This window comes from Amycolatopsis sp. NPDC104819, assembly GCF_055583145.1.
Genome location: NZ_JBVJON010000002.1, coordinates 1 through 23,627, shown reverse-complemented (window position 1 = coordinate 23,627; position 23,627 = coordinate 1). Strand labels below are relative to the sequence as shown.

General features: G+C 69.4%; 18 protein-coding genes and 2 pseudogenes. 9 read left to right on the top strand and 11 right to left on the bottom strand.

All coding sequences use genetic code 11. The annotated features are described in order from the left end of the window. Nucleotides 1-498 precede the first annotated feature (498 nt). The 4 genes and pseudogenes from ACZ63E_RS04970 (at nt 499) to ACZ63E_RS04955 (ending at nt 4,652) form a co-directional block, all read left to right on the top strand. Nucleotides 499-2,124: an arabinofuranosyltransferase AftB family protein gene (locus tag ACZ63E_RS04970; RefSeq protein ID WP_465334403.1), complete on the top strand. Its 1,626-nt coding sequence runs from the start codon at nt 499-501 to the stop codon at nt 2,122-2,124. 18 nt (nt 2,125-2,142) lie between these two features. Then, nucleotides 2,143-2,420, top strand: a pseudogene (locus tag ACZ63E_RS04965) (transposase); the annotation flags it as partial. A 138-nt stretch (nt 2,421-2,558) separates the two neighbouring features. After that, a complete protein-coding gene (locus ACZ63E_RS04960) occupies nt 2,559-3,608 on the top strand; it encodes a serine hydrolase domain-containing protein (protein WP_465334402.1) in 1,050 nt (349 codons plus the stop codon). Between the two features lie 360 nt (nt 3,609-3,968). Continuing rightward, complete coding sequence (locus ACZ63E_RS04955) at nt 3,969-4,652, top strand: response regulator (RefSeq protein ID WP_465334400.1); 684 nt, start codon at nt 3,969-3,971, stop codon at nt 4,650-4,652. Nucleotides 4,653-5,104: 452 nt separating this feature from the next. Here ACZ63E_RS04955 and ACZ63E_RS04950 read toward each other — a convergent pair whose 3' ends face one another. From ACZ63E_RS04950 to ACZ63E_RS04930, 5 genes are all read right to left on the bottom strand, one after another. Then, nucleotides 5,105-6,391: a TetR family transcriptional regulator gene (locus ACZ63E_RS04950; RefSeq protein WP_465334399.1), complete on the bottom strand. Its 1,287-nt coding sequence runs from the start codon at nt 6,389-6,391 to the stop codon at nt 5,105-5,107. 10 nt (nt 6,392-6,401) lie between these two features. Beyond that, nucleotides 6,402-8,150, bottom strand: coding sequence for an ABC transporter ATP-binding protein (locus tag ACZ63E_RS04945; protein WP_465334397.1), 1,749 nt, complete (start codon nt 8,148-8,150; stop codon nt 6,402-6,404). Between the two features lie 5 nt (nt 8,151-8,155). Continuing rightward, nucleotides 8,156-9,952 carry an ABC transporter ATP-binding protein gene (locus tag ACZ63E_RS04940; RefSeq protein ID WP_465334396.1) on the bottom strand — a complete coding sequence of 599 codons (1,797 nt, stop codon included), beginning with the start codon at nt 9,950-9,952 and terminating at the stop codon, nt 8,156-8,158. Between the two features lie 331 nt (nt 9,953-10,283). Continuing rightward, nucleotides 10,284-11,108 (bottom strand): class I SAM-dependent methyltransferase, encoded by an 825-nt coding sequence (locus tag ACZ63E_RS04935; protein ID WP_465334395.1) that lies wholly within the window; start codon nt 11,106-11,108, stop codon nt 10,284-10,286. A gap of 22 nt (nt 11,109-11,130) precedes the next feature. Continuing rightward, complete coding sequence (locus ACZ63E_RS04930) at nt 11,131-11,472, bottom strand: ArsR/SmtB family transcription factor (RefSeq protein WP_465334393.1); 342 nt, start codon at nt 11,470-11,472, stop codon at nt 11,131-11,133. Between the two features lie 169 nt (nt 11,473-11,641). Between ACZ63E_RS04930 and ACZ63E_RS04925 the strand changes: the two are divergent. Together ACZ63E_RS04925 and ACZ63E_RS04920 are read left to right on the top strand one after the other, a co-directional pair. Beyond that, nucleotides 11,642-11,920, top strand: a pseudogene (locus ACZ63E_RS04925) (DUF1490 family protein). A 264-nt stretch (nt 11,921-12,184) separates the two neighbouring features. Continuing rightward, the gene (locus ACZ63E_RS04920; protein ID WP_465334391.1) at nt 12,185-12,685 is read left to right on the top strand and encodes a hypothetical protein; all 501 of its coding nucleotides are present in this window, start codon (nt 12,185-12,187) and stop codon (nt 12,683-12,685) included. Nucleotides 12,686-13,201: 516 nt separating this feature from the next. Here ACZ63E_RS04920 and ACZ63E_RS04915 read toward each other — a convergent pair. Next, entirely contained in the window at nt 13,202-13,771 is a 570-nt protein-coding gene (locus tag ACZ63E_RS04915) for an LppU/SCO3897 family protein (protein WP_465334390.1), read from the bottom strand. Nucleotides 13,772-14,476: 705 nt separating this feature from the next. Beyond that, complete coding sequence (locus tag ACZ63E_RS04910; RefSeq protein WP_465334389.1) at nt 14,477-15,142, bottom strand: TetR/AcrR family transcriptional regulator; 666 nt, start codon at nt 15,140-15,142, stop codon at nt 14,477-14,479. A gap of 101 nt (nt 15,143-15,243) precedes the next feature. Between ACZ63E_RS04910 and ACZ63E_RS04905 the strand changes: the two genes are divergently transcribed. After that, nucleotides 15,244-16,158, top strand: a complete 915-nt coding sequence (locus ACZ63E_RS04905; RefSeq protein WP_465334388.1) for an SDR family NAD(P)-dependent oxidoreductase — start codon at nt 15,244-15,246, stop codon at nt 16,156-16,158. A gap of 515 nt (nt 16,159-16,673) precedes the next feature. After that, entirely contained in the window at nt 16,674-16,880 is a 207-nt protein-coding gene (locus ACZ63E_RS04900; RefSeq protein ID WP_465334387.1) for a hypothetical protein, read from the top strand. 153 nt (nt 16,881-17,033) lie between these two features. Here the strand turns inward: ACZ63E_RS04900 and ACZ63E_RS04895 are convergent, their stop codons facing one another. The 3 genes from ACZ63E_RS04895 to ACZ63E_RS04885 all read right to left on the bottom strand — a co-directional run bounded on the left by ACZ63E_RS04895 (nt 17,034) and on the right by ACZ63E_RS04885 (nt 20,370). Beyond that, nucleotides 17,034-18,206 carry an AI-2E family transporter gene (locus tag ACZ63E_RS04895; protein WP_465334385.1) on the bottom strand — a complete coding sequence of 391 codons (1,173 nt, stop codon included), beginning with the start codon at nt 18,204-18,206 and terminating at the stop codon, nt 17,034-17,036. A 387-nt stretch (nt 18,207-18,593) separates the two neighbouring features. After that, on the bottom strand, nt 18,594-18,893 hold the full coding sequence (locus tag ACZ63E_RS04890; protein WP_465334384.1) for a hypothetical protein: 300 nt from the start codon (nt 18,891-18,893) through the stop codon (nt 18,594-18,596). Nucleotides 18,894-19,500: 607 nt separating this feature from the next. After that, nucleotides 19,501-20,370 (bottom strand): 2'-5' RNA ligase family protein, encoded by an 870-nt coding sequence (locus tag ACZ63E_RS04885; protein WP_465334382.1) that lies wholly within the window; start codon nt 20,368-20,370, stop codon nt 19,501-19,503. A 717-nt stretch (nt 20,371-21,087) separates the two neighbouring features. Between ACZ63E_RS04885 and ACZ63E_RS04880 the strand changes: the two genes are divergently transcribed. Beyond that, the gene (locus ACZ63E_RS04880) at nt 21,088-22,890 is read left to right on the top strand and encodes an alkaline phosphatase D family protein (RefSeq protein ID WP_465334380.1); all 1,803 of its coding nucleotides are present in this window, start codon (nt 21,088-21,090) and stop codon (nt 22,888-22,890) included. Nucleotides 22,891-23,291: 401 nt separating this feature from the next. Here the strand turns inward: ACZ63E_RS04880 and ACZ63E_RS04875 are convergent. Then, nucleotides 23,292-23,627, bottom strand: a 336-nt coding sequence (locus ACZ63E_RS04875; RefSeq protein ID WP_465334379.1) for a catalase-related domain-containing protein, incomplete at its 5' end; no start/stop codon positions are given.

The following is a 23,627-nucleotide window of genomic DNA, read 5'->3' as shown; positions in this document are numbered from 1 at the left end:
ACGCTTGCAGCAGGGTTCGTCGTGGCCGCCAGTGGCACAGCTCAGGCGGCCCGGTCGGTTGCACCACGTGGACCTCGGGCAACAAGGGTCGTTACGGGAACGGCAAATGCACCAGCGGCAGCGGTGAGTACCGCCTTCACGGCCAGTGCGACCACCCGGGCGCCAGGCCTGGGGTGCGGTGCCGATTCCATTGATGGCGGTCGTAGAGGATCCGCTCGCGATGCACCCAGGGCGGCGGGGGTTCGACCCCGTCGGGGCGGGCGAGGCGCTGAGCGACAGGCAGGAACTATTTCATTTTCTGCCCCTGACCTGGCGTTCACTCGTTCGAGTTAATCTCTGTGGCGCAAGGTGTGGACGATTTCGCTCTAGCCGTGCGCTTTTTTATGGATTTGGGGACGGAATCGCTCGATGACCTCGCTTGCCGCTGCCGAAACGACGCCGAGACCGCTGGAAAGACTACGAAGCAAGGGATTTTCCCGCTGGTGGTCGACCGCTCTCGTGCTCGCGATCTTCGCTTTCCTCGCCTGGCAACGCCGGTGGGTCTGCGACGACGGCCTGATCGCCCTGCGCACCGTGGAGAACCTCCTCCATGGAAACGGCCCGGTGTTCAACGCGGGGGAACGGGTCGAGGCCAACACCAGCACGCTGTGGACGTACCTCCTGGCGCTCGGCGGCCTCCAGCCGTGGCTCCGGCTGGAATGGGTGGCGGTCGTCCTCGGGCTGGTGTCCGCCGTCGGCGGGCTGTTCTTCGGCCTGGACGGGGCCCGGCGCCTGTTCCCGGCCCGGCGAGTCGTGCCGGCCGGCGGCCTGGTGTTCCTGGCGTTGCCGCCCTTCTGGGACTTCGCGACGTCGGGCCTGGAAACCGGGCTCGTCACGCTCTGGCTGGGCCTCGTGTGGTGGCAGCTGGTGCGCCACACGACCGGCGCCCCGGTCCGCACCTGGCCGACCCTGTTGCTGCTCGGCTGCGGCCCGCTGGTGCGTCCCGAGTTCGCCCTCGTCTCCGCGATCACGTTCGCCGCGCTGCTGGGCGTGACCTGGCCGGGGCGGCGCCGCGCGCTCGGCTGGCTCGGGCTCGCCGGCCTGCTCCCGGTGGCCTACCAGGTGTTCCGGATGGGCTACTACGGCCTGATCACGCCCAACACGGCGCTGGCCAAGGAGGCGACCCAGGCCCGCTGGGACCGCGGATGGTTCTACCTCGTCGACCTGTTCGCCGCCTACTGGCTGCTGATCCCGGTCGCGCTGCTGCTCGTCGCCGCTGTGGTCGTCCTGCGGCGCCTGGAGCGCCGGACGCTGGTCGCCGCCCTCGCGCCGGTGGCCGCCGGGATCCTGCTCGGGCTGTACGTCACGCGTGTTGGTGGCGACTACATGCACGCCCGGATGCTCCTGCCCGTGCTCACCTGCCTGCTCCTGCCGGTCATGGTCGTCCCGCTGACCAGGTGGACGGGCGCGCTCCTGCTGGCTGTCCTGGCCTGGACCGTCACCAGCGCCGTCGGCCTGCGTCCGGAGTCGGCCGCACAGCACAAGATCGGCGCGTACGGCATCAGCGACGCCCGGGTGTTCTGGGTCGACTCCACGCGCCACGAGCACCCGATCGCCGCCGAAGACGCCCAGTACCTGCCTGGGTACGTGCAGGACATCCTCGCGGCCCGCGCACACATCCCGGGCCCGTCCGTCGCGGTGTCGGTGAACCTGACGTGGGTGGCCTACCCGGCGACTCACACTGTGGTCTCGACGCCTGGCGCGCTTGGCTTTCCGGGCCTGCTTCTGCCACGGGACGAAGTCCTCGTCGACGACCTCGGCCTGGCCGGCCCGCTCGCCGCGCACACCAGCGTGATCGAGGGCATGCCCGCGGGGCACCAGAAGGAGCTGGCGCCGGCGTGGACCGTCGCCGACGCCGGGGCCGGGTCCCCGGCGGAGCTTTCGGCCGCCGGCGACGAGGTGATCTACTCGGAGGAGATCGCGGCGGCCCGGCTGGCGCTGGCCCGCCCGGAGATCCACGAGATGCTCGAGTCAGTCCGTGCGCCGCTGACGTTCGACCGGTTCTGGCAGAACCTGATCCACTCCGTCGGCCGCAGCCGGCTGCGGTTCGACCCAAGGCCGTTCATCGCGGCGTACCAGCGCTGATCCTCACGGAACCTCCACGGGATGATCGACTGGTCTCGTGCGGTCTGTGACGGAGCGTCCGTCAGAGCGAAAAAGGGGGATCCATGACCGGGCCGAACCCGGTCGACCGTGGCAAGAGCGGCTCGAAGGTCCACGTCCTGTCCGACCGGTCCGTGCCGCCCCTGTCGGTGACGGTGTCCGCGGCCAACACCAACGACTCCTACGCCCTCAAGCCCCTGGTGATGGCGATCCCGGCGATCCGCTCCTGCCGCGGCCCACGCCGACGCAAACCAGCGAAATTACATGCTGACAAGGCGGCTCGCAGAAGTTGGCGAACTTCGCCGCGGCGACTCAGCGACGGTGACGAAGGTGGGTGAAGTCAGGTGAGACTCTGCCTCGTCCGACTCCTCGCATGTCGATGAGCCGACGGTCGAGGCGATGCGATGATGTCGACCATGGAGATGCTGGCGGAGTTCATCGAGGCCGAGGTAGCGGCCGACCGGCTGCCGGGCGCGGTCATGGGGATCGCGCACCGCGGGCAGGTGATCTTCTTCGAAGCTTTCGGCTATCGGGACAAAGCCCGCGGTGTTCCGATGACGACGGACGCGCTGTTCTGGATCGCGTCGATGAGCAAGCCGATCACGGCGGCCGGCGCGTTGCTGCTGGTCGAACGGGGTCAGCTCGTGCTGGACGAGCCGATCAGCACGTATCTCCCGCAGTTCGCCGGGCAGCCGGTGCAACCGACAGTGCTCGACCTGCTCCGGCACACAGCGGGTATGCCTGAAGGGTTGCTCGGTGACTCGCCGGTGCACAAGCTCTACGCAGAGGCGGTCGGCGATGGGATGACGGACCTGACCGGCGCGGAGTTCATCGGCAGGTTGAGCAGTCTGCCGCTGCTGCACGAACCGGGCACGATGTGGCACTACGGCTGGGGACTGGACCTCACGGGATTGATCATCGAGTCCGTGGTGGGCACTTCGCTGGGCGACTTCCTGCAGGACGAGGTGTGCACGCCGCTGGGGATGCCGGACACCACTTTCGGTGTTCCTGATGGGCATCGGGACCGGTTCGCCCGCCCGTTCGCGCCGCATGTGCTGCCCGACCTGTCGATCGCGCGGTTCCACTCCGGCGGCGCGGGGCTGGTGAGTACCGCGGGTGACTACCTGCGGTTCGTCCAGATGTTGCTGGCCAAGGGAAAACCGCTGCTGGGCCGCAAGACCGTGGAGTACATGCTGGCCGACCAGCTTGCCCCGGGCACGGACACCAGCCGCCTGGAGAAGCCTGGCTGGAACCCAGGACACGGTTTCGGTATCGGGCTCGCAGTACGGCGGCGCATCGGCGGATCGCCCACCCCGGGTTCGGTGGGCGAAGTGACATGGCCAGGCGTGGCCGGCACCACATGGTGGGCGGATCCGGGCGAAGAACTCGGTGTCGTCGTGATGGCGCATACCCCGGTCAAGATCGAACCACAGATCAGGGCACTCGTGCTGCGATCCCTGCGATGAGGTCCTGCTGCGTAACACATCTGATCAGGTCTCGGAACGTCGTCATCGAGCATGCAGCAGGAGCTCACCGCGACCGGATCTGCGGCCATTGCCCGAGGGTGACACCAAGGCCGTCACCGGGCTGCTGACCGGGCTCGCACCGGAGACACCCACGTGGGGAGCCACGCTTGGCGCCGTCCGGGGTGGTGGTGACCGAAAAGATCACCCGGCCAGGGTGTAGCAAAATCATGACGGCGCGCGTCCAGAAAGTATGAACTCGGAACGTGGTGGTCGATGCCGGCGCCGCCGGGCCGACTCGGCTACCGGTCCTGGTATGCCCCGATCAGATGCAACTGCCGGTGGTTTCGCGGGGAGGAAACTGTGGGCAAGACCGACGATCGTTCATCGGCAAACGATCAGGCTACGGAGCGGGTGCGGGTCGCGGTCATCGAGGATCATCCGCTGTATCGTGCGTCGGTCGAGCGTGTATTGGCCGAATCCGGGTTTGTGGAGCTGGGGGCGGTTGTCGGTTCGGTCGCGCGGTTCCACGCGTTTCGGCAGCCGCCCGGCAGCGTGGTCCTGCTTGATCTGAGTCTGCCGGGAGTGTCCGGGACGTCTGCAGTGCTGGAGATGTGCGAGCTGGGTCATCGCGTGCTTGTGGTGTCTGCGCACGCCGATCCGGAATGTGTGCTTGGTGCGCTCGGGGCGGGCGCTCGGGGTTTTCTGTCCAAGGACGTTGATGCCGGCGAACTGCTGGTCGCGGTCAAGACGGTCGCGGGTGGTGGAGCGTACGTGTCGGCCGTGGTTGCGGGGATGATCATGACCGACAACGCCAGCCAGCCGGCCATGTCGGCCGAGGTCGAGCTGACGCCGCGAGAGGAGCAGGTGTTGCGGCTGGTGTCGGCGGGCGAGCGGGACGTGGACATCGCGGTGGTCCTGGGGATCGGGGTGCGGACGGTGCGGGGTTACCTTGACCGGATTCGGGACAAGACGGGCCAGCGGAGGCGGCCGGGCTTGGTCAGAGAAGCTATCCGGCGTGGCCTGATCGGAGGTGAGAGAACCTGATCGGCCGGTTTGCCCGCACCGCTTTTCTCCGTCGATCAGCGCACTGCAGGGGCTCCGCGGCGCACGACCGCTGTCGCTGGGCCGTCCGGCGCCCGGCCTGCACACCGCACAACGTGGCTGATTGCGTACCTATCCGCGCAGCTGCTCGCCCTGTTGCCGAAGCGCTTCGGCAAAAGCGAGGTGTAGCGGCAGCGCTACGACCCGGCTGGTCTTGGCCAGTTCACTTGCACATCCGGAGGCCTTCACCTGTCAGTGGGACAGGCCGTCATTGGTCACCTCAACTCAAGACAACGTTCCAGACACCTGCCTTTCCTGCTCGACGGTGAAGTCGAAGTGGTGCGGACCGAGTCCGGCGAATCGCTTTGTCGCCGTTGTTCCGGCAGGAGCCAGCACCACCTGGTGTTGAGTTCGGAAGGATCTGCGGGTCGTGCGCCGAGCGACATGGTCCTGAATCATTGCGGAGCCGGGCTACCGCCGTGGCGGCGGAGCAGTGCGTCGACGAGCAGTGTCAGGTCTTCGCACGCCCGATCGGGCCGCGGTTCGGTGGCCCGGACGACCCGCCTGATGGTCGGGGAGTCCGCGCTGTGCATCAGCCGGACTGCGAAGGTTTCGGGCTGGATGGTGGCGAGGGTCGCGCCGAACACGTGGTCCCAGATCGTCCTGGACGCGGCGGCGATCGCCGGGTCGGGCACCCCGGCCGTGTGCAACGCGGTGAAAACCCGCTCCAGCAAAGGAAGGATAAGCGGTCCGGCCAGCCCGTCGACCGCGAGCGCGGGCACGGCCCAGGGGTCGGCGTGCAGCGCGTCGTGCACGGCCAGGGCCAGCGCGACGAGCTCGTCCCGGGGTTCGTCGATCGGGGCCGGCACGACGATGTCCTCGGCGACGGCGTCGAGCATGGCGACGATGAGGCCGTCGCGGTCGCCGATTTCCCGGTACACCGCGGGAATCCGGGCTCGCAGCCGGTCGGCGACGGCGTGCACGGTGACCGCGCCCAGCCCGTGCTCGCGGGCCAGTTCCCGGCCCTGGGCCACGATCGCGGCCCGGCCGGGTTCCCGGTCCGCGGGCGGCCGCGGTTCCGGCGTCGTGACCGGGCCGCCGATGCGCGCGGCGAGCCCGTCCAGCAGGACGGCGATCTTCTCGGTGAGCCACCCGCGGCCGTGCAGCGCCGACTCGTCCAGGACGTCCGCGTCGGCCAGCGCCGCGAAGGACTCCAGGTACAGCTCGCGCAGGCTGCGCTTGCCGCGGGGTGTGTCGAACGTGCGGGTGAGGCCGCGCATGGCGATCTCGGTGGCCACCGTGAGATCGGCGACGAAGTCGACCGCGAGCACGGCGTCCCGCGCGCTCAGCCCCTCGTCGCGCAGCCGCCTCCCGTAGGTGCCGGCCAGCTCGGTGACCCGCGGGGGCAGGCCGGGTGCCTGCTGGATGGTCTCCGCCATGCCGGGGTGGGTTTCCAGGAACCGCCACAGCGCGTCGGCGAAGGCTTCCAGCAGGGCGCGCCACGGGCGGTCCGCCGCCGGCCACTCGAACTCGCGGACGGCGAGGTCGAGGGCGGCGAGCGCGAGGTCGTCGCGGTCGTGGACGTACCGGTAGAGCGTCGAATGGCTCACTCCGAGCCGGCGCGCCACGGCGGGCATCGACGTGGTCAGCACGCCCTCGGCCAGCGCCGCGCGCGCTACATCGTCGCGACTGAGGGTCGGCGCCGGGCCGGGTTTGCGGCCGAGTCGCCGCGGTGCGGTCATGGTCACGACGCTATCCGGCCGTCAGCCGCCACCCCTTCGCCCGGTCGCGTTCGGCCCAGAACGCCGCGTACCGGCCATCGGCGGCCAGCAGTTGTTCGTGCGTGCCGCGCTCGGCGACGCCGCCGCCGTCGAGCACGACGATCTGGTCGGCGGCGACCACGGTCGGCAGCCGGTGGGCGATCACCAGCAGCGTCGAGCGGGTCATCAGGGTCCGCAGCGCGGTCCGCACGTACCGTTCGTTCTCGGCGTCGAGCGCGGCGGTCGCCTCGTCGAGCAGCACGATGGGTGCGTTCTTGACGATGGCGCGGGCGATCGAGACGCGCTGGCGCTCCCCGCCGGACAGCGCGGTGCCGCCTTCGCCGACCCGGGTGGCGAACCCGTGCGGGAGCCGCGCGACGATCTCGTCCACGCCGGCCAGCTGGGCGGCGTCGCGCACGTCGGCGTCGGTCGCGTCGGGGCGGCCCGCGCGGATGTTGGCCTCCAGGGTGTCGTCGAAGAGGTAGACGTCCTGGAACACCATGGCGATCTGGGCCATCAGGTCTTCGGTGCGCTGCTCGCGCACGTCCGCGCCGCCCACCCGGACGACCCCGGCGTCGGTGTCCCAGAAGCGGGCGATCAGCCGGGTCACCGTCGTCTTCCCGGAGCCGGACGCGCCGACGAGCGCCGTCATCGTCCGGGGCGCGACGGTGAACGAGACGTCGTCGAGTACGGGCCGCTCCGCGGTGTACCCGAATCGGACGCCCGACAGCTCGATTTCCCCCGGCCGCGGCAGCGCGGCCGTCGTGTCCGGCTCGGCCAGGGGAGTCTCCTCCAGCACGGCGGCGATCCGGCGGACGTCGTTGTGCGCCATGCGGACCGCGCCCGCCAGCGCGGACAGCTCGGCCAGCGGCCCGGTGAACCGGGCGGCCAGGGCCAGCACGGCGACGAGCACGATCGCGTCGGTCGCACCGCCCAGCGCGAGCAGCACCCCGACGACGATGAGCACCGTGAACGCCAGCTGCGTCGCGAAGCCGCCCGCCAGGATGCCCGGCACCGACAGCCACATCGCCTTGTGGCCGACGCGGTGCTGCTCGGTGATCGCGTCGTCGAGCGGCGCGTGTCCCCGTGCGCCGCGGCCGAACGCCCGCAGCGTGCGCTGGTGGCGCGCGAATTCGACGACGCGGTTCGCGGCGGTCACCGCGGCCGCGTCGGCCAGTTCGTCGCCCTGGCCGACGAGCCGTCCGGACCAGGCGAACACCAGCGACAGCAGGGGCGTGGTGACGAGCATCGCGACCGCGAGCCGCCAGTCGAAGAAGAACGTCGCGAGCGCGATCGTCGCCGGGGTGACCGCGCCGGTCACCAGCGGGGTCAGCAGGTGCGCGAACAGGCCGCCCACCATCATCGTGCCGCTGGTGACGATCCGCGACAGCCGGCCGACCTTTTCGGTGGTGAACCACCCGACGGGCAGGGCACCGACGTGGTCGCCGACCCGCTCGTGCATGGTCTCCAGCACGATGATCGCGACCGCGAACCCCTTCATCGCCTGCACGTAGTTGGCCACGCAGGTCACGACGACGGCTGCGGCCAGCACGCCGAGCCAGGACAGCGCGGCGCCGAGGTCGCCGCCGAGCAGGTCCCGCAGCACCGGCACCAGCAGCGCGGCCGCGATCCCTTGCAGCACGCCGAACGCCGTGACCCACCCGAGGTAGACCCGCAGGGCCCGGCGGTTCTCCGGGCCGAGGATGGCTTCGAGGTCACGCAGCAGCGGACGCAGGTTCACGCCGGTCACTTCCCTTCGCTTGCTTGGGCGGCCCACAGCCGGGCGTATGCGCCGTCTCGGGCCAGGAGTTCGGGGTGGGTGCCCTGCTCGGTGACGGTCCCGCGGTCGAGCACGACGATCCGGTCGGCGGCGGTGATCGTCGCGAGCCGGTGGGCGATCACCAGTAGCGTCCGGCCCCGCGCCAGCTCCGAGAGCGCGTCCTGCACGGCCGCCTCCGATTCGGGGTCGGCGTGGGCGGTGGCCTCGTCGAGGATGAGCACCGGGGTGTCGGCGAGCAGCGCGCGGGCGATCGCGACGCGCTGGGCTTCGCCGCCGGAGAGCTGCGCGCCGACGGTGTCGTAGCCCTCGGGCAGCTCGAGGATCCGGTGGTGGACCTGCGCCGCGGCCGCGGCGGCGCGTACGTCCTCGTCGGTGGCTTCGGGCCGGCCGAGCCGGATGTTGTCGGCGATGCTGCCGTGCACGAGGGCGACGTCCTGCAGCACGAACCCGACCCACCGGTACAGCTCGTCCGGTCCGATGTCGCGGACGTCCACGCCGCCGATGCGGACGGCCCCGCCGGTCACGTCGAAGAACCTCGGCAGCAGCGTGGCCAGCGCCGACTTGCCCGAACCGGACGGGCCGACGAGCGCGGTCACCGTGCCCGGGCGAAGCTCCAGCGACACGCCCTCGAGCACTTCGGTGCGGCCGTCGTAGCTGAACCGCACGTCGTCGAACTCGACCCGGTTGCCGTCGGGCGTGCGCGGGTTCGCCGGGACGGCCAGGGTGGGGGTGGCCAGGAGCTCGTGCAGCCGGAGCGCGGCGGTCGCGGCGGTGCGCCGTTCTTCGCCGCCGAAGCCCAAGGCCATGACGGTCGTCGGGATGACCATGGCGACGAGCACCCCGGTCATCGCCTCGACCGGCGTGACCCAGCCCGCGTCGGTGAACCACAGCACGCCCAGCAGGCTCACCAGCCCGACGACCGGCGCGGAGACGAACATCGAGCTGATCGCCTCCAGCCGCAGCATCGGGCGCACCCAGTCGGCGTAGAACCGGCCGAACTCACCCGCCGCCCGGTGGTAGGTCTCGTGTGCCCGGCGAGCGCGGCCGAACGCCTTCACCACGCTGATCCCGGTGACGAACTCGACGACGGCGGAGCTGATCCGGCCCATCGCCGCGTTCATCCGCGCCATCTTCTCCTGGTAGCCGCGCATCATCCAGGCGTAGGCTGCGCCGTAGAGCGGCAGCGTCACGACCGCGAGCAGGGCGAGACGCCAGTCGAGCCAGACCAGGTACCCGAGCCCGCCCAGGGGCAGGACCACCGCCGCGGTCATCTCCACCGAGTGATGCGCGACGAGGTGGTGCAGGTCGGCGATGTCGTTCTGGGCCGCCTTGCGCACCGTGCCCGAGGAGTTCTCGGAGAACCAGCCCAGCGGCACGCCGGAGAGCCGCCGCACGATCCGCCGGCGCAGGATCGCCTGCAGGTCGACGTCGGCGAAGTGCGTGACCGTGAGTGCCACGCCGATCAGCAGCCCGCGGGCGCCCAGGCCGGCGACCACCAGCCAGGCCACGGTGAGCACGGCCCCGCGGTCCAGCGGCCCGCCGGTGGTCAACAGAGTGCCCAGCTCGGCGAGCGCCACGAACGGCACCAGCGACGCGAGCGCACCAACGGCCGAGAGCACCATCGCGAGCCGGATGCGCCAGATCACCGGCTGCCGCAGCTCTTTCAGCGCGGCGGCCGCTTGTTTGGCGCGTTCGCCCGCCGACGGTTCGTCGGCGTGCCGCGGGGCGGTGTCAACTCCGGGGTCCAGCTCTGTCGCGGTCATGCTCGGCAGTCTAAGACAGACTGTCTTAGTTAGGTAAGGCTAAGTTTAAATTTGAGCATCGTGATCGGACAGGGTGAACCGCAGGTGGGCGGGGAGCGGTTCGCCGGCGGGCAGTCCGTCGCTCAGCCGGGCTGGACGAGGACGCACGGCCCGGGCCCGGCGGACGTGGGCTCCGACCGGCAGAGGGCGAGCCCGGCCAGCCCGCGGACGCAGCCGGTGCGGTGCAGAATCCCGCGTGGACAGTGGCGCACGGCGGTCTTCAGCTCGCCGGTGATCGCGGGTGGGCAGCACCGATCACCGCATTAGGCGAGGATGAAGCCTTCGACGGAAGTCATCCGTCACTTCCGGGCGTCGTGCGGGTTCCGAAGCCCAGCAACGTCGTGGCGTCGAATTCGGTCACGTCGTCCTCGCGCAGGGCGGTGAGGTAGCGGTCGCGCACCTGGACCACGACGTTCTCGGTGAGGTTCGCCAAGGCGCCGCGGTAGCCGGAGCCGGTGATGACCAGCCACGCGAGATCCGGGGTCGTCGTCAGCCGCCGGTCCGCCACGGTCACGGCGACGTCGGACAGGCCGCGTCCGGTCAGCCAGCCGGCGAATTCGGCGGGCTGGTTGATCCGGTCGATCAGGTGCGGTGGTCGTGGTGCCGGGGGCTCGGTATCCCGGACTTCGGCGATGGCCCGGCCGAGGTACCGCCCGGCGGCCGCCATCGCGTCGCCCCGCCAGACGGTGACCGCCACCCGCCCGCCGGGACGAGTGCGGCTGACCAGGTGTTCGGTGCCGGCCGTCATGTCCGGGAAGAAGAAGACGCCCAGCGTGCACTGGACCACGTCGTAGCCGCCGTCCGGCCAAGCGGTCACGTCGGCTCGGTGGCCGCGGAGCTGGGGGAGTCCGGCCGCTCGCCGGCGCAGCACGTCGACCATGGGGCCCGACAGGTCGGCGGCGTCGACGAGCCCGCCTGTCCCGACCGCCCGCGCCGCCGGAAGAGCGGACGCGCCCGCGCCGCAGCAGGCGTCGAAGACACGCTCGCCGGCGGCTGGAGCAGCTCCCTCGACCGTGGCCGTTCCGATGGGATCCCACAGGTGCTGCCCGAGTTCGAGGAAGTCGGCCGCGGCCGCGTCGAACGCGCCACGCAGGTCGTCCAAGTTTGCCCGGGTCATCCGGTGATGATAACCATTGTCATCAAGGGCCGGTAGCCTCTCTGGACTGCGAGTGTTTGGCGAAGTCCGCGATCGCGTCGAGAAACTCCGCGACCTTCTCGTTGTGCAGCCCGTAGACGACCCAGTGACCGTTGCGAATTCCCCGTACCAGACCGGCATCGCGCAAGAGTCCCAAGTGGTGCGAAACCGCCGGCTGCCGCAGTTCGAGCACTTCGCTCAAAACGGTCACGGTGCGCGGACCGCGGCGTAGCTCGGCGGCGATGAGCAGCCGAACCGGAACGGCGAGCGCCTGCAGGATCGCCGCCGCCGGCACCACATTCCCGGCGTCGAGCCGGGAATCCGGGTGTCGGTCGCCGTGGCCCATGGCCCGGCACTGTAGACAGTGGACGGTCACGAACGGGTATTCATATTTGTATTCGTATGTCCTGATGGAACGCTGGTGCGGCGTGAGTCACGGTCCGACGTGCGGTAGTGACAACCGTTGCCGGGTAGTCATCGTCACGATGCCGGTGAACGATTGAGGAGGCTTGGTGATGCTGGGAGGACTTGCCGCGAAGGCAGCAGGAGTACTGGTGACCGGAGTTGCCGGCGCCGCGGTGTACGACGGCGTCAAGCGGGTCGCCCGGTCGGGTGGTTTCCGATCGGCGACGGTCGCGGTGACGGCGTAGGGCCTCAAGGGCGCCCGGGCCGCCGAGACCGGCGCGGAGAAGGTCCGCCTGGCGACCGCGGACGTGCTGAGCGAGGCCCGGGAACGCATCGGCGAGCAGGCGCCCGTCCCGGGGACATCGGCCGGCCACGGGCACGAGCACTGACCGCCGTGCCGGCCGCGCCGTTGACGCTGGTGTCGGACGCCGCGGGGCGGGCCCGGTTCCTGGGTGCCGCCTTGCGCGGCAGCCGGGCGCGCGCGGTCGCCGTGGAAGACGCGGCCGACCGGGTCCCCGGAGTGCGTCAGGCGCACGCCTACCCCCGCACCGGCAGCGTCGTGGTCTGGTACGACCGGCGCCGCCGCGACCACGCGGAGCTGGTGGCCGCGATCGAGGACGCCTGGACACGGATCCCGGGCCACGGTCACCCGGGTGCCGCGCTCGGCCGAGGTCGGCACCGGAGACCTGCTGCGGCTCGCGGCCGGCGGAGCAGCACTGGTGCGGCTGGGGATCCGGCGCTACGGCCTGCGCCGCCCACCCGTGCTCGGCCCGGCGAACCGCACCGCGGCGACCGCCGTCACGATCTTCACCGGCTACCCCTTCCTGCGCGGCGCGCTGCGGTCGCTGACCGGCGGGCGCGGCGCGGGCACCGTGCTGTGGCTGCTCAACATCGGGGAGTACCTGCAGGACCTGACGTTGCGGCGCAGCCGCCGGGCGATCTCGGAGCTGCTCACCGGCGCCCAGACCCGCACCTGGGTGTGCACACCGGACGGCGTCGAGCTCGAGGCTGACATCGCCGACCTGGCGCTGGGGGACGAAGTCGTCGTGCACGAGCACGGCGAATTCGATCCCGATCGCATTCGGACGGCTTGCGCGTTCGAGTCGGGGACGGTCACCGCGGCGGCAGTCCAGCAGCTGCTGGACTGCGGCTGACTCGCCTCGGTCGAGGCCGCAGACACCAGCCGCCTCCATGCCCAGCTTGACGCCGAGCTCGTCACGCTTGCAACGCGGCCGCCGGCGCCGGAACCCGCGGCAGCGGCAGAGGACTGCCGGACGGTGGCGGAGACCGGCATGCCGATCAAGACGGCTGAGGTCGCGGCGCTGATCGACGGCCGCGAACCCGACATCATCGGCTGGCCGAGCACGTACCGGGCCGAGCACGGGCACGATCCCATGTGGGCGACGTTCTGCCGGGCGCCGGCCTGGCCCATCGCAGACGGTCATGTGGCACCGCTGTCGGAGTGTGCGCTGAGGCTGCTCTACGCCACGGGGTGGCTCGCCGGCAGCGGTGAGCCTTACAGCATGCGGCCCGGCGCACGAGCGCTCCCTGGCGCGCAGCCACAGCCAGAGGTCCGGGTCACTGTCACTTCGAGGTCATTCATCGACGAGGCTGATGAACTGGCCTGGTCGACTCTCGACTACGGAACAAGCACGGCCGGCGGCTGCTCGTCAGCGCTTGGTGAGGCAGAGGGTGCGAGGTGGTTCTGGGTAGGTCAGCCGCCACCCGGCGTCCGGCGGGCAGAGTGAGGCGTCGACTTGGCCGTCGAGGCGTGCCGACACGATGACGTCGGCGGACGTGCAGTCCACTTTGGCCTTGGGCTGGTCCCGGACGGAGTATCCGGTGAAGCAGTCGCCCTTCTGACCGTTCATCATCAGGCAGAGCAGGAACTCGCCGTCGGGGCCGGTCTGTGTGTATCGGTCGTAGGACTCCGTGGGGCAGGATCCGGTGCCGCCACCGCTGCGGGAGCCGACCTCGTAGGTCGCATCCGGCGCGCCGCAATCAACTTTCTGAGCCAGGGTGTGGCCCGTTTTCGGGTCGCCGTTGACCGTGACGCAGTCGCCGACGAGTACGCCCGCACCGCCGGGATCCCGTGTCGGCGTGGGTGCTGGGCCGGGCGAACTGGTCGGACTCGAACCGGATTCGACCGGCGTGGCGGTTCCGTCAGACCGACTGGTACAACCCGTGCCTGTAAACACGACTGTCACCAGTATGGCGCCGATGATGACCGGGACTCGCACAGCGCCGACTCTAACTCGCCGGCGCCAGGTCCGCCCGGCGATGGCGGCCGCATCCGAGATGGTTCGAGTGGACCGCACATCGCCGTTGCCGATGGTCGAGTCACGGTCGTGAGGGAGGACCGTGCCGGTCGGGAGCTGCTCGAGCAGCGCGGTGTTGTGTCGCGAGCGTTTGCCTACGCCGTAACGAGAGCGGCGGCGTCCGGAGCCATGATCGCGGCGCCTGCGGAGTCCGCGGGATCGGGTGGTCGAAGGGACTGACGCAGACCGACGACGGCCAGGGCGAACGGGCCAGGGTGAAGACGCCGAGGCTGCGATGTATACCTGCCGATCTCAACCGACCCGTGGGCCGATAGCGCTCGGGGTCAGCACGCCGTGGTGGCGGGTGATCCGGCTTCCGGCACGCGGTCGACCTTGGTCGCGACGATCGGACTCGTGCTCGCGGGGGAGCGTCGCCTTGAGGTTCAGCGCCAGACTGGTGACGCTCTGCCGGGGCGACCCCGGCGACCCTCCCTTTTAGAGCCGCCGGGGTCTGAGCCGGACAGTTCTCGCACGAGTCATTACCGACCTGAGCAGTTCCTACCCGCCCGTAGTGTCGTGAAGACATGCTCACCGACGGTGAAACCGATGAGACGCCGCGCAGGCGCTTGTCGACCGGCGTTTCCGCGGTGGCCGTCCCGGCTGAGCAGTGGTTGCCGCTGTTCGGGCTCAGTAGCGAGGCAGCAAGCCGACGAGCGAGGTGATGATTGCCAGCCGCAGGGCTGCCGGCAGGTCGATGCGGTGGACCGCCAGTTCTGGTTCGGACTCGTAGACGGCGAGTAGGCTTGCTGGTGGCGAGGTGTAGGCGGACAGCGCGCCGGCCACCAGTAACACGGTCAGGCAGAACTGTTCGGCGTGGTCGCCGACCTCGAACAGGTGCCGCCGGACGAGGCCGGCCATCACCGCCAGGTTGGCCAGCGAGGCCCGCTTGTGCCGGCGGACCACCTCGACCGAGACGTTGTGCTCGAGCACGCCGCCCTGGGCGCCGTAGAGGTCGCAGAGTACGACCTGAGCGGCCAGCGACCGGCTGAGTACCTCAGCCGCCTGCTCGGCGCGTTCGACCGCGGGCCGGCCCTGGTCGATCCCGTCGGCCAGCTCTTGCTCCAGTGCGACCAGCCAGCTCGCCGTCCGGTCGTCGATCAGATCGAGCAGCACCGCCTCGCGCGACTCGAAGTAGCGCAGCACCGCAGTCTTGGCCAGGCCGACCCGCCGGCTCAGCTCGTTCAGGGTCACCTCGGCCACCGGCATCTCGTCGAGCATCGCCGAGGCCGTCTCCAGGATTGCCCGCCGCCGGACCTCACGCTGCTCTTCGGTGCGCGCCCGCTGGAACGTCATAGCTCCGATCCTAGCTTATGTACTGCCAGTACCTTGACATGGTACCGGCAGTACATTATCGTCGCCGACATAAGTAACCAGCGGTACATTAGGAGATTTCGATGCAGTGGAACGAAAAGCAGATCCCGCGCCAAGACGGCCGGGTGGCCGTGATCACCGGGGCCAACACCGGACTGGGCTTCGAAACCGCCCGGCGGCTCGCCGAGCGCGGGGCGACGGTCGTGCTGGCCGTACGCGACACCGACAAGGGCGAGCAGGCCGCCGACCGGATCGACGGCGACGTCGCCGTGCGAGAACTGGACCTCAGCTCACTGGACTCGGTGCGTGCCGCCGCGGCTGGCCTGCGCACCGCCTACCCTCGGATCGACCTGCTGATCAACAACGCCGGCGTCATGTACACCCCGAAGATGACCACCCGCGACGGCTTCGAGCTGCAGTTCGGTACCAACCACCTCGGTCACTTCGCGCTCACCGGGCTGCTGCTGGACCTGCTGCTGCCGGTGCCCGGCTCCCGGATCGTCACGGTCAGCAGCACCGGTCACCGCATCCGGGCTGCCATCCACTTCGACGACCTGCAGTGGGAACGGTCCTACGGCCGGGCTGCCGCCTACGGTCAGTCGAAGCTCGCCAACCTGATGTTCACCTACGAGCTGCAGCGCCGGCTCGCCGCGCACGGCACGACCACCGCCGTGGCTGCACATCCCGGTGTTTCCAACACCGACCTGGCCCGCAACACCCCGGCGGTCGCCCGCCGGCTGATCACGTGGCTGGCGCCGGTGCTCACGCAGCCCGCGACGGACGGTGCGCTGCCCACCCTGCGCGCTGCCACCGACCCGGCCGTTCTCGGCGGGCAGTACTACGGGCCCGACGGTCTGGCCGAGCGGCGGGGTCACCCGAAGGTGGTCACCTCCAGCCCTGACTCCTACGATTTGACGGTGCAGCAACGCCTTTGGGCCGTCTCCGAAGACCTCACCGGCGTGCGCTTCCCGATCGGCCAGGCAATCGCGGCGGTGTGAGCCTTCGCGCACAGCCTAGGTTGCCCAAGCATTGGTCGAGCGGCGCCGAGGGAACTCCTCGGCGCCGAAAGGTCGTCCGGCGAGCTCTGAAGGGGAGCACGTAGCCTTCCTCTCGCTGACGCCGGGTTACTCCTGGTGCGCGGTCTGGTATTACTCGTCGGTGACGGGTTCGAGCCAGGTAGTGCCGTCGCCGCCTTCTTCGGGGCCTTCGAGCAGGGCGAGGTGGCTCAGGCAGGTGGTGTTTGTGCCGCCGTGCCGGTGCTCTTCTGCGGGCGGGTCCAGACGGTGTCACCGGCGCGCATGCGGATTACTTGGCCGTTGCGGTTGACGACCAGGCCGATGTCTTCGGTGACGTGCAGGGTCTGCCCGACTGCGTGGGAGTGCCAGTTGGTGAGAGTGCCGGGGGTAAAGCGGACCAGCGATGCGACCAGACGCGAGGGCGGGGTGGGCGTCTTGATCGGGGTGACGTCGCCGGTGATCCGCTCGGCCGGGCTTGAGCGGTGTCGTTGATGGGGGTGAGTTCCGTCGTGGTTCCTTCCGGGGTGGTGTCAGGGGCGGAACAGGGTTTTGATGGCGCGACGTTCGTCCATCGCCTGGTAGCCCTCGGCGACTTGGTCGAGGGGCAGGTGCAGGTCGAAGACCTGGCCGGGGTCGATGGCGCCGGACTGGATGCGGTGGATCAGGTCGGGCAGGAACCGCCGGGGCGGCGTACATGGGAGTAGAGCGGTTCCTCCCCGGACAGGGTGACTGGGGATGTTCTTGCGGGCGAAGGCCGGCAGGTCCGGTATCCGCGCTGTTCAGTGACAGCGTGGGCGAGCACCGGGCCGGTCAGGACGTCCGCCGAGCGCAGTCGTCCTGTTGCGAGCGTCGAGGGGTCATGCCTGGTCGAGGCGAGGGTAGAGCACCTCTTTGACCAACAGGAGGATCGCCGCGGCGATGGGAATGGCGACCAGGGCTCCGATGACGCCCAGCAAGGCGCCGCCGATCAGGACGGCCACGACAGTGATCAGTGCCGGGACCTTGAGTGCCGTGCCGATGATCTTCGGGACCAACAGGTAGTCCTCGGCCAGCCGGTAGAAGAGCGCAAATCCGACGGTGGCCAGGCACACCGGTAGTGACACCGTGAGTGCGACCAGGCTGATCAGCACGCCGCCGATCACGGATCCGACCACCGGGATGAGGTCCAGGACGGCGACGGCGATGGCCAGCAGTGCTGCGTAGGGCACTCCGAAGATCAGCAGCCAGACGAGGGTGAGCACGCCGGCGATGGCGGAGACGGCGAGGTTGCCCAGGACGTAGCCGCCGACCTTGGCGAAGATGTCGTCACCGATCAGGATGGCGCGTGGTCGGCGGGAGTGGGGGATCAGCCGGTACATGGTGGTGCGGATCCGGGGCAGGTCGGCGACGAAGTAGATCGTCAGGACGGCGACGACCAGTGCGTCGGTGACGACACCGAAGACCGCCTTGCCGGCGCCCAGGACGCCGCTGGTGAGACCGCCACCGGAGCTGAAGGCCGATTCGACCGCTTGCTGGAGGTGGAACCGGTCGTTGAGCCGGCCGAGGAACGTGGTGTGGTCCTGGAGCTGGCGGAGGTAGCCAGGCGCCTGCCCGGCCAGTGAGGTCGCTTGTTCGACGATGATGGGGATGGCGGCGGCGAGGAAGCCGCCCAGCGTCGCGATCGCGGTGACGAACACGGCGGTGACGGCGAGCCAGCGCGGAAAGCGGTGGGTGACGAGCCACGACACCACTGGCTCCAGGCCGATGGCCAGGAACAGGGCGAGCCCGACCAGGACGAGGATCTGTTCGGCGCCGGCGAGGAGCTGGATGAGGCCGTAGGTGACGGCGACGCCGGCGGCGGCGGTCATGCCGATGAAGAAGGGAGACCGGCGGTCGAGGCGTTTGCCGACCGTGCCCAGCGGTTGCTCTGGGGTGCTGATTTCGGCGGCTTCGGCTTCGGCCTCGGCCACCGTGCCCTCGTCGGTGTCGCTGTGCGGTTGCCCGACGAGCGGGTGGTGGGCTTCGGCGGCGGGATCGGATGGAGAAGTCATGGGGATACCGCGCTGTCTCGCACCGAGCGGTGCGTGGGGAGGGTCGGCTCGATCGTGATGACCGATCTGCGCGCTGATGATCGGCTGGTGGCTCAACCTCGCGCAGGATAGCGATCCGCACCGGAACCGGAACCGTGTCTGCGGTAGCTGTTACAAGGATGGCACCGGGAAGCCCGTGCCTGGCCCGGTGCCGTTGTCGAACTGCCTACTGCGACCTTCCGTTGCTTGAGGAGGGTCGTCGATCGTGCCGTGGGCCGGTCGGCGCCGGGGAAGCGGGTCGCCGCGGCGGAAGCCCGGTGTCGTGGCTGAGGTGCGCGTTGGGTTTCGCGGTTCGGGCGGTGCAGCAGGGAGCGGCCGAGTAACGGCACGCCCTCGCTCCCGCGTAGCTCAGGTCAGCGCGTGCAGGCCGTCCTGCCAGCGACGGCGCCGCTGTTCGGAATCCTGCTCCCACCACGGCGTGCCCCGCTCGCCGAGGGCCACCTTGGCGGTGTGCACGCGCGCACGGGCGGCCCGTTCCGCGTCGATGTCCTGGCCGCGGCGGGCCGTGCCGACGTCCCGGCGGGCCCGCATCAGCAGGCTGCGCAACCGGGCCGCGTCGTCCTCCGGGATCTCCGGATCGGTGGCCCGCCACCGTCGGCCATCAACGACGATGAAGCGCCCGTCCGCCGTGCGCTCCGGCTCAGCCACCGGCGCGCCAGACAGGTGCTGCTGCCCCGTACCCGCTCGATGCCCAAGGCGAGCATGACGGTCCGCAGCCGGCCTTCCGGGGCACCGTCGCTCAAAGTGATCCGGGCGTGGTCGGCGCCGGGGCCGTCCCGGGCCCGGGCCCGTTCGAGGTCGCGCCGCGGATCGCTCATTTCGCCAGCATCGCACGACCTGGACGCCGCTGCCGGGTTCGCGCTACGCCGTGTGCCACCAGCGTCCGCAACGATATACGTCTGCACCAGCGGTCCGCGAAAATTCGGTCACTGCGACGACCTGCACCCCGACGACGCGGAATGCCCGCCGGCCGTGGCCACACCCAAGGGATGATCGGTTATCCGGTGGTCGTCCAGGACGCGCCCGGCAGTCCTGTGCGGGACTCAGACATCACGACCACGGGGGCGAACCCGCTCGGGTCTCGCCACGCCTGGTCTTGACCGCTCCGTCTGTCGTGCATACCACCTCGATGAGGGAGCAACCGCAGGGCGAACCGAACCCGGCCGACATCGCCTGTACCGCCACCACGCAACCGGTCGGTGCCGCATCACCGCACAACAGTGGATGAACACCGTTCGTTCGTCCACGTCTATGATCAGGTGGTGGCCGGTCTTACGGGACCGGTGAACCGCACCGAGGTGACCGGCTGCCACGGCCCGCCCAGGTAGCGCCACACCGCGAGCCCGGTCGCCGACCCCGATGTGGGCCCGAAGTTCCGATGGAGAGCATCGAGGGTGTCTTTCGCCGTTTCGGGCGTGACTTTGTTCTGGACGGTGACGTGTGGTTTCAGCGGCTGCGCGTCCTGCGCGGTCAACCACGATCGCCACCGGACTTTCAGCTTCGTGTGTAAGGACGTCAGTTCGGGGGCGGAAATGGCGATGGCGACGCCACGGCCGAGCGAGTAGGCCCCGTTCATCGAGAGGGAAAAGCCCGAACTGCCCGCCGCGATCTCAACACAGTCGGCCACGACGGCGTCGGTGTGCTCGCCCGGCAGCGCGTGGAAAAGCGTGACGTGCGCGCCCACTTTCCGCCGTTCGGGCGGGAACCATCGCCAGCGCAGCTCGTCCCACGCGTCCTGGGTATCCCGGTCGACGGCAAGGGTGACCACCAGCGGTTCGGGCATCGGCGCGCCAGTTCTCTGTCGGTGCGAGCGCCGGCTGCGTGCTGGTGAGCCCGGTTGATCGTGGAATCCACGCTGACGTCCCAGGTGATCACCCCCGGCAGTATCCGCCCGGGTTTGCAGCGCAGCCAGGATCACCGCCCACACCCCGGCGCGCTGCGAGCGCCGCAACAGCCATAGCCGGTCTGCCAGCAGCCGTATGCAGGCGGGACGTCCGGCGGCCAGTTCGGCCGCGCGCCAGGTGTTTTTCCCGGCCGCAGGCGGGCCGATCAGGACCCGGAGCAGGCTGTGGGTGGTGTCGACCAGGCAGGTCGCAGTAGTCAGCAGCACACGGGCGGTCTCCACCTCTTCACCACCGGCGATCTGACAATTCTGCCGAACGGCCTATGTCACGCCGACGCCGAGCTCACCGTGCTGGAGGCGTGGCCCTGGCCCGGGCAGGATCAAGCGCCTTGTCCGATGAGCCGTCCGCCACCATCTGACAGTGACGGATAGTAAGCAAATGATAGTTTCGAGCGATAGTCCGGGTATGGGTGTCAACCCGGTTTCGGACAGGAACGGGCGACGGCTCGGCCGCGGGCAGATGCGCCCGTCACGGCTGACGAGCTCCCGCTGATGACCACAGCCGAGTCTGCGAGTCTCTTGGCTGTCAAGGCCTCTGCCCAGCGCTTGCCATGACCTGTCTGATGCCGGGCGTCATGCTCGGCGACGTCCGGAACCTCCGCGCAGGTGTCGATGGCGCGGCGGACTGACTGCTTGACCAGCCGCAACGCTCACTGGCTACCCGGACCTGGAGGGTGAGTTACACGTGGACCGGGACAGGATTCGCCACGGCCGGGCTATGCGGCCCAGCGGTCGGTGGCGGGCGCGGTCGGAGTGGGCGGCCGGAGGTGGCATCGGTCCTCGCCGAGGTTCCACCGAAGATCGATCTGGACCGCGTCGACGGCATCGTAATGGGATGGCACGAGAAGCAAAACGTCAATTTTCCACTACCGGAACAACAGGTGAACAGTTAAATTATTGCTGGTGGAAGCTCGTGTTCGACGACACTGGGAGGGATATATGTCGTCATCGACGTCCTCGACAAGCGCGACGAGCCGGTCCGAGCCAACCGGAAAACGGCCAAATCGTCGTCAATTCGGCGCGCTGGTCGGCGCTGGCTTGGCGACGGCCGTGACGGGCTCTCTCTTGCGTCCGGAACCGGCCTCGGCTGCCGGCTCGGACCCGGTGTTCGCGTCGAGCCCGTTCACGCTCGACACTGCCTCGGGGGATCCCCTGCAGGACTCGGTCATTCTGTGGACTCGCCTGGTCACCGCTCCGGCGGAGATCGGCGGAGGTATGGCCGGAAAGCCCGATCGCATCTCCGTGAACTGGGCGGTCGGCACCAACAAGGACACTATCCTCGACGGCGGTGACCTTTTCGCCGTGGGGACCGTTGACGCGCTGGCGGAGCACAACTGGTCGATCCACCTCGACGTGAAGGCCGCAGCCGGGCGCCCGCTGCAGCCGGACTCGACCTATTACTACTATTTTTGGCGGGCCGGAACCGATTTCCGCACCTACGTTGGCACCACACGCACGACACCGCGCCCAGTCGATGACCCAGGAGACGTGACGTTTGCGGTGGTGAACTGCCAAAGCGCGGCGACTGACTTCTTCGGTGACTCGCACTGGCGGGGCTATCAACACCTCGCCGCCATTTCCGGCACCCCATCGCAACTGACGAACCCGGTGCACTTCGTCGTGCACCTGGGCGACTACATCTACACCGGAAGCCACAGGAACACCCGACCGGCCGGAGAAAAGAACACCTCGATCGTCCAGCTGGAAGACTTCCGGGCCCGATGGTCGTGGTACCTCGGACGGCAGAACCCGGTCGACAACCAGAGCGCCAGCATCCTCGACGCAACCAATGCGATTCAGCGAGTCCGCAGATCTTACCCCATGATCGCCGTGCCTGACGACCACGAGGTCTACAACAACTACACCGCAGGTGACACGACGGCGCGCCAGTACCCGGACAACTTCGGGGTTTCCGCCGACGGCGACGTTCACATCACCCGGTTGAACAACGCTCTGCAAACCTATTGGGAGAACATGCCGATGCGCGCGGCGCCACCCGCCGCACCCACCGGCAAAGACAAGAAGCGGCTGAAAATCGACCAGTTGACCGTGAGCTGGGGGGCGAACCTGGACCTGCTGCTGTGGGACACCCACCAGGACCGGAGCGCGGCCGAGTCCGCGGCCGGGTCCGGCGCCTCGATGCTCGGCCCCGACCAGCTCGCCCGCACCTTGGCCCGCATCGACAGCTCGACCGCGACCTGGACCGTACTCGCCAGCACCAGCCCGATGAGCGTGTGGAAGGGACCCGGAGACGGAAAGCTCGAGGGGGGAGAGTGGAAGCTCTACCCATCGGAGCGGTCCGAAATCACCAACGCGCTGAAGCGGAGGCGCTTAAAGGACCCGGGGTTCAACCCACTCGTTCTCTCTGGCGACGTCCACTGCGGCTTCGCCGCCAAGGTACGGTGGTCGACCACGCTGGCGAACACCGAAGTGGTCGCGACCGAGCTCTGCGCGCCTCCGATGTCCAGTTACGCCTCCGTGAACTGGAAACCGAAAGCCGACGAGAACCCCTCGATCTTCGACTGGGTCGCTACGCCTGGCCGGCCCATCAAAGCGCCCGTACCGGAGGATGTCGAGCCGTACCAACCCTACAAGGGCTACCTGCGGTGCACGGTGCGCCTGCAGAAGTTCTACTGCAACTTCATCGGCACGACCGACACCCGGCAAGACGCCGACGATGCCGTGTCGTTGTGGCGAGGTGCCGTGACACCGGGAGGCCCCTTCGGCGCCGTCAAGTACTGATCCCGTCGTCTCGACGGTGCGCCGGTTCACCGAGCTCCCAGGCTGAGGCAGTGCAGTCCGGACTGCACTGCCCCGGCTCGCGAGGCACTGCCGACAACTCGCCCGGACTTGCAGGGCCCTTCGGCGTTCACCACTCGCGTCGGTCCCGGGTGCCGACGGCTCCCATCACGGTCAACGGGCAAAGCCAGATCGGAGCAGGGCCCGGCGCACGAGAGCGTTTCGGCGGGGGAGGACTGTCATATCATTAGCGGTCGATCGGAGGCTGCCGATCATCGCAGGGCCGGCTGTGCCGCAGTCTGCGTGGAATCAAATGGCCGAACCGCTTGAGTGATACCGGATAGCTTCGCAGCAGAAGCCGGCCCTCGGAGGCGACATACGAGGGCCGGCAGCGCGGTATGAGCTCAGGCCTTGTGCTGCATGCTCGACCGCGCCGGGTTGCCCTGGTCGGCGGCCTTCGGGTCCTTCTCGTCCTGCTTGGCCCGGACACCCGACTCGATCCGGTCGCCGACGTCCTTGTCGACGTTGCGCCAGTAGTCGAACGCCCGCGCCAGCACGGGCTCGCTCACGCCGTTGAGCAGGTGCCCCACGACGTTGTCGACCAGCCGCCCGCGGGCGTCGTCGTCCAGGACCTCGCGGACCATCGTGCCGGCCTGCCCGAAGTCGTCGTCCTCCTCGCGCAACGTGTACGCCGTGCGGACCATTTCGCCGTCGGCCTGCCAGCCGGACGGCTGCCCGTA

Coding starts and splice junctions, on each gene's coding strand:
- ACZ63E_RS04935 (WP_465334395.1), bottom strand. CDS start 11,108: ATGACCCGGGCAAACTTGGACGACCTGCGTGGCGCGTTCGACGCGGCC.
- ACZ63E_RS04895 (WP_465334385.1), bottom strand. CDS start 18,206: ATGACTTCTCCATCCGATCCCGCCGCCGAAGCCCACCACCCGCTCGTC.
- ACZ63E_RS04905 (WP_465334388.1), top strand. CDS start 15,244: ATGCAGTGGAACGAAAAGCAGATCCCGCGCCAAGACGGCCGGGTGGCC.
- ACZ63E_RS04930 (WP_465334393.1), bottom strand. CDS start 11,472: ATGGGCCACGGCGACCGACACCCGGATTCCCGGCTCGACGCCGGGAAT.
- ACZ63E_RS04880 (WP_465334380.1), top strand. CDS start 21,088: ATGTCGTCATCGACGTCCTCGACAAGCGCGACGAGCCGGTCCGAGCCA.
- ACZ63E_RS04910 (WP_465334389.1), bottom strand. CDS start 15,142: ATGACGTTCCAGCGGGCGCGCACCGAAGAGCAGCGTGAGGTCCGGCGG.
- ACZ63E_RS04940 (WP_465334396.1), bottom strand. CDS start 9,952: ATGACCGCGACAGAGCTGGACCCCGGAGTTGACACCGCCCCGCGGCAC.
- ACZ63E_RS04950 (WP_465334399.1), bottom strand. CDS start 6,391: ATGACCGCACCGCGGCGACTCGGCCGCAAACCCGGCCCGGCGCCGACC.
- ACZ63E_RS04960 (WP_465334402.1), top strand. CDS start 2,559: ATGGAGATGCTGGCGGAGTTCATCGAGGCCGAGGTAGCGGCCGACCGG.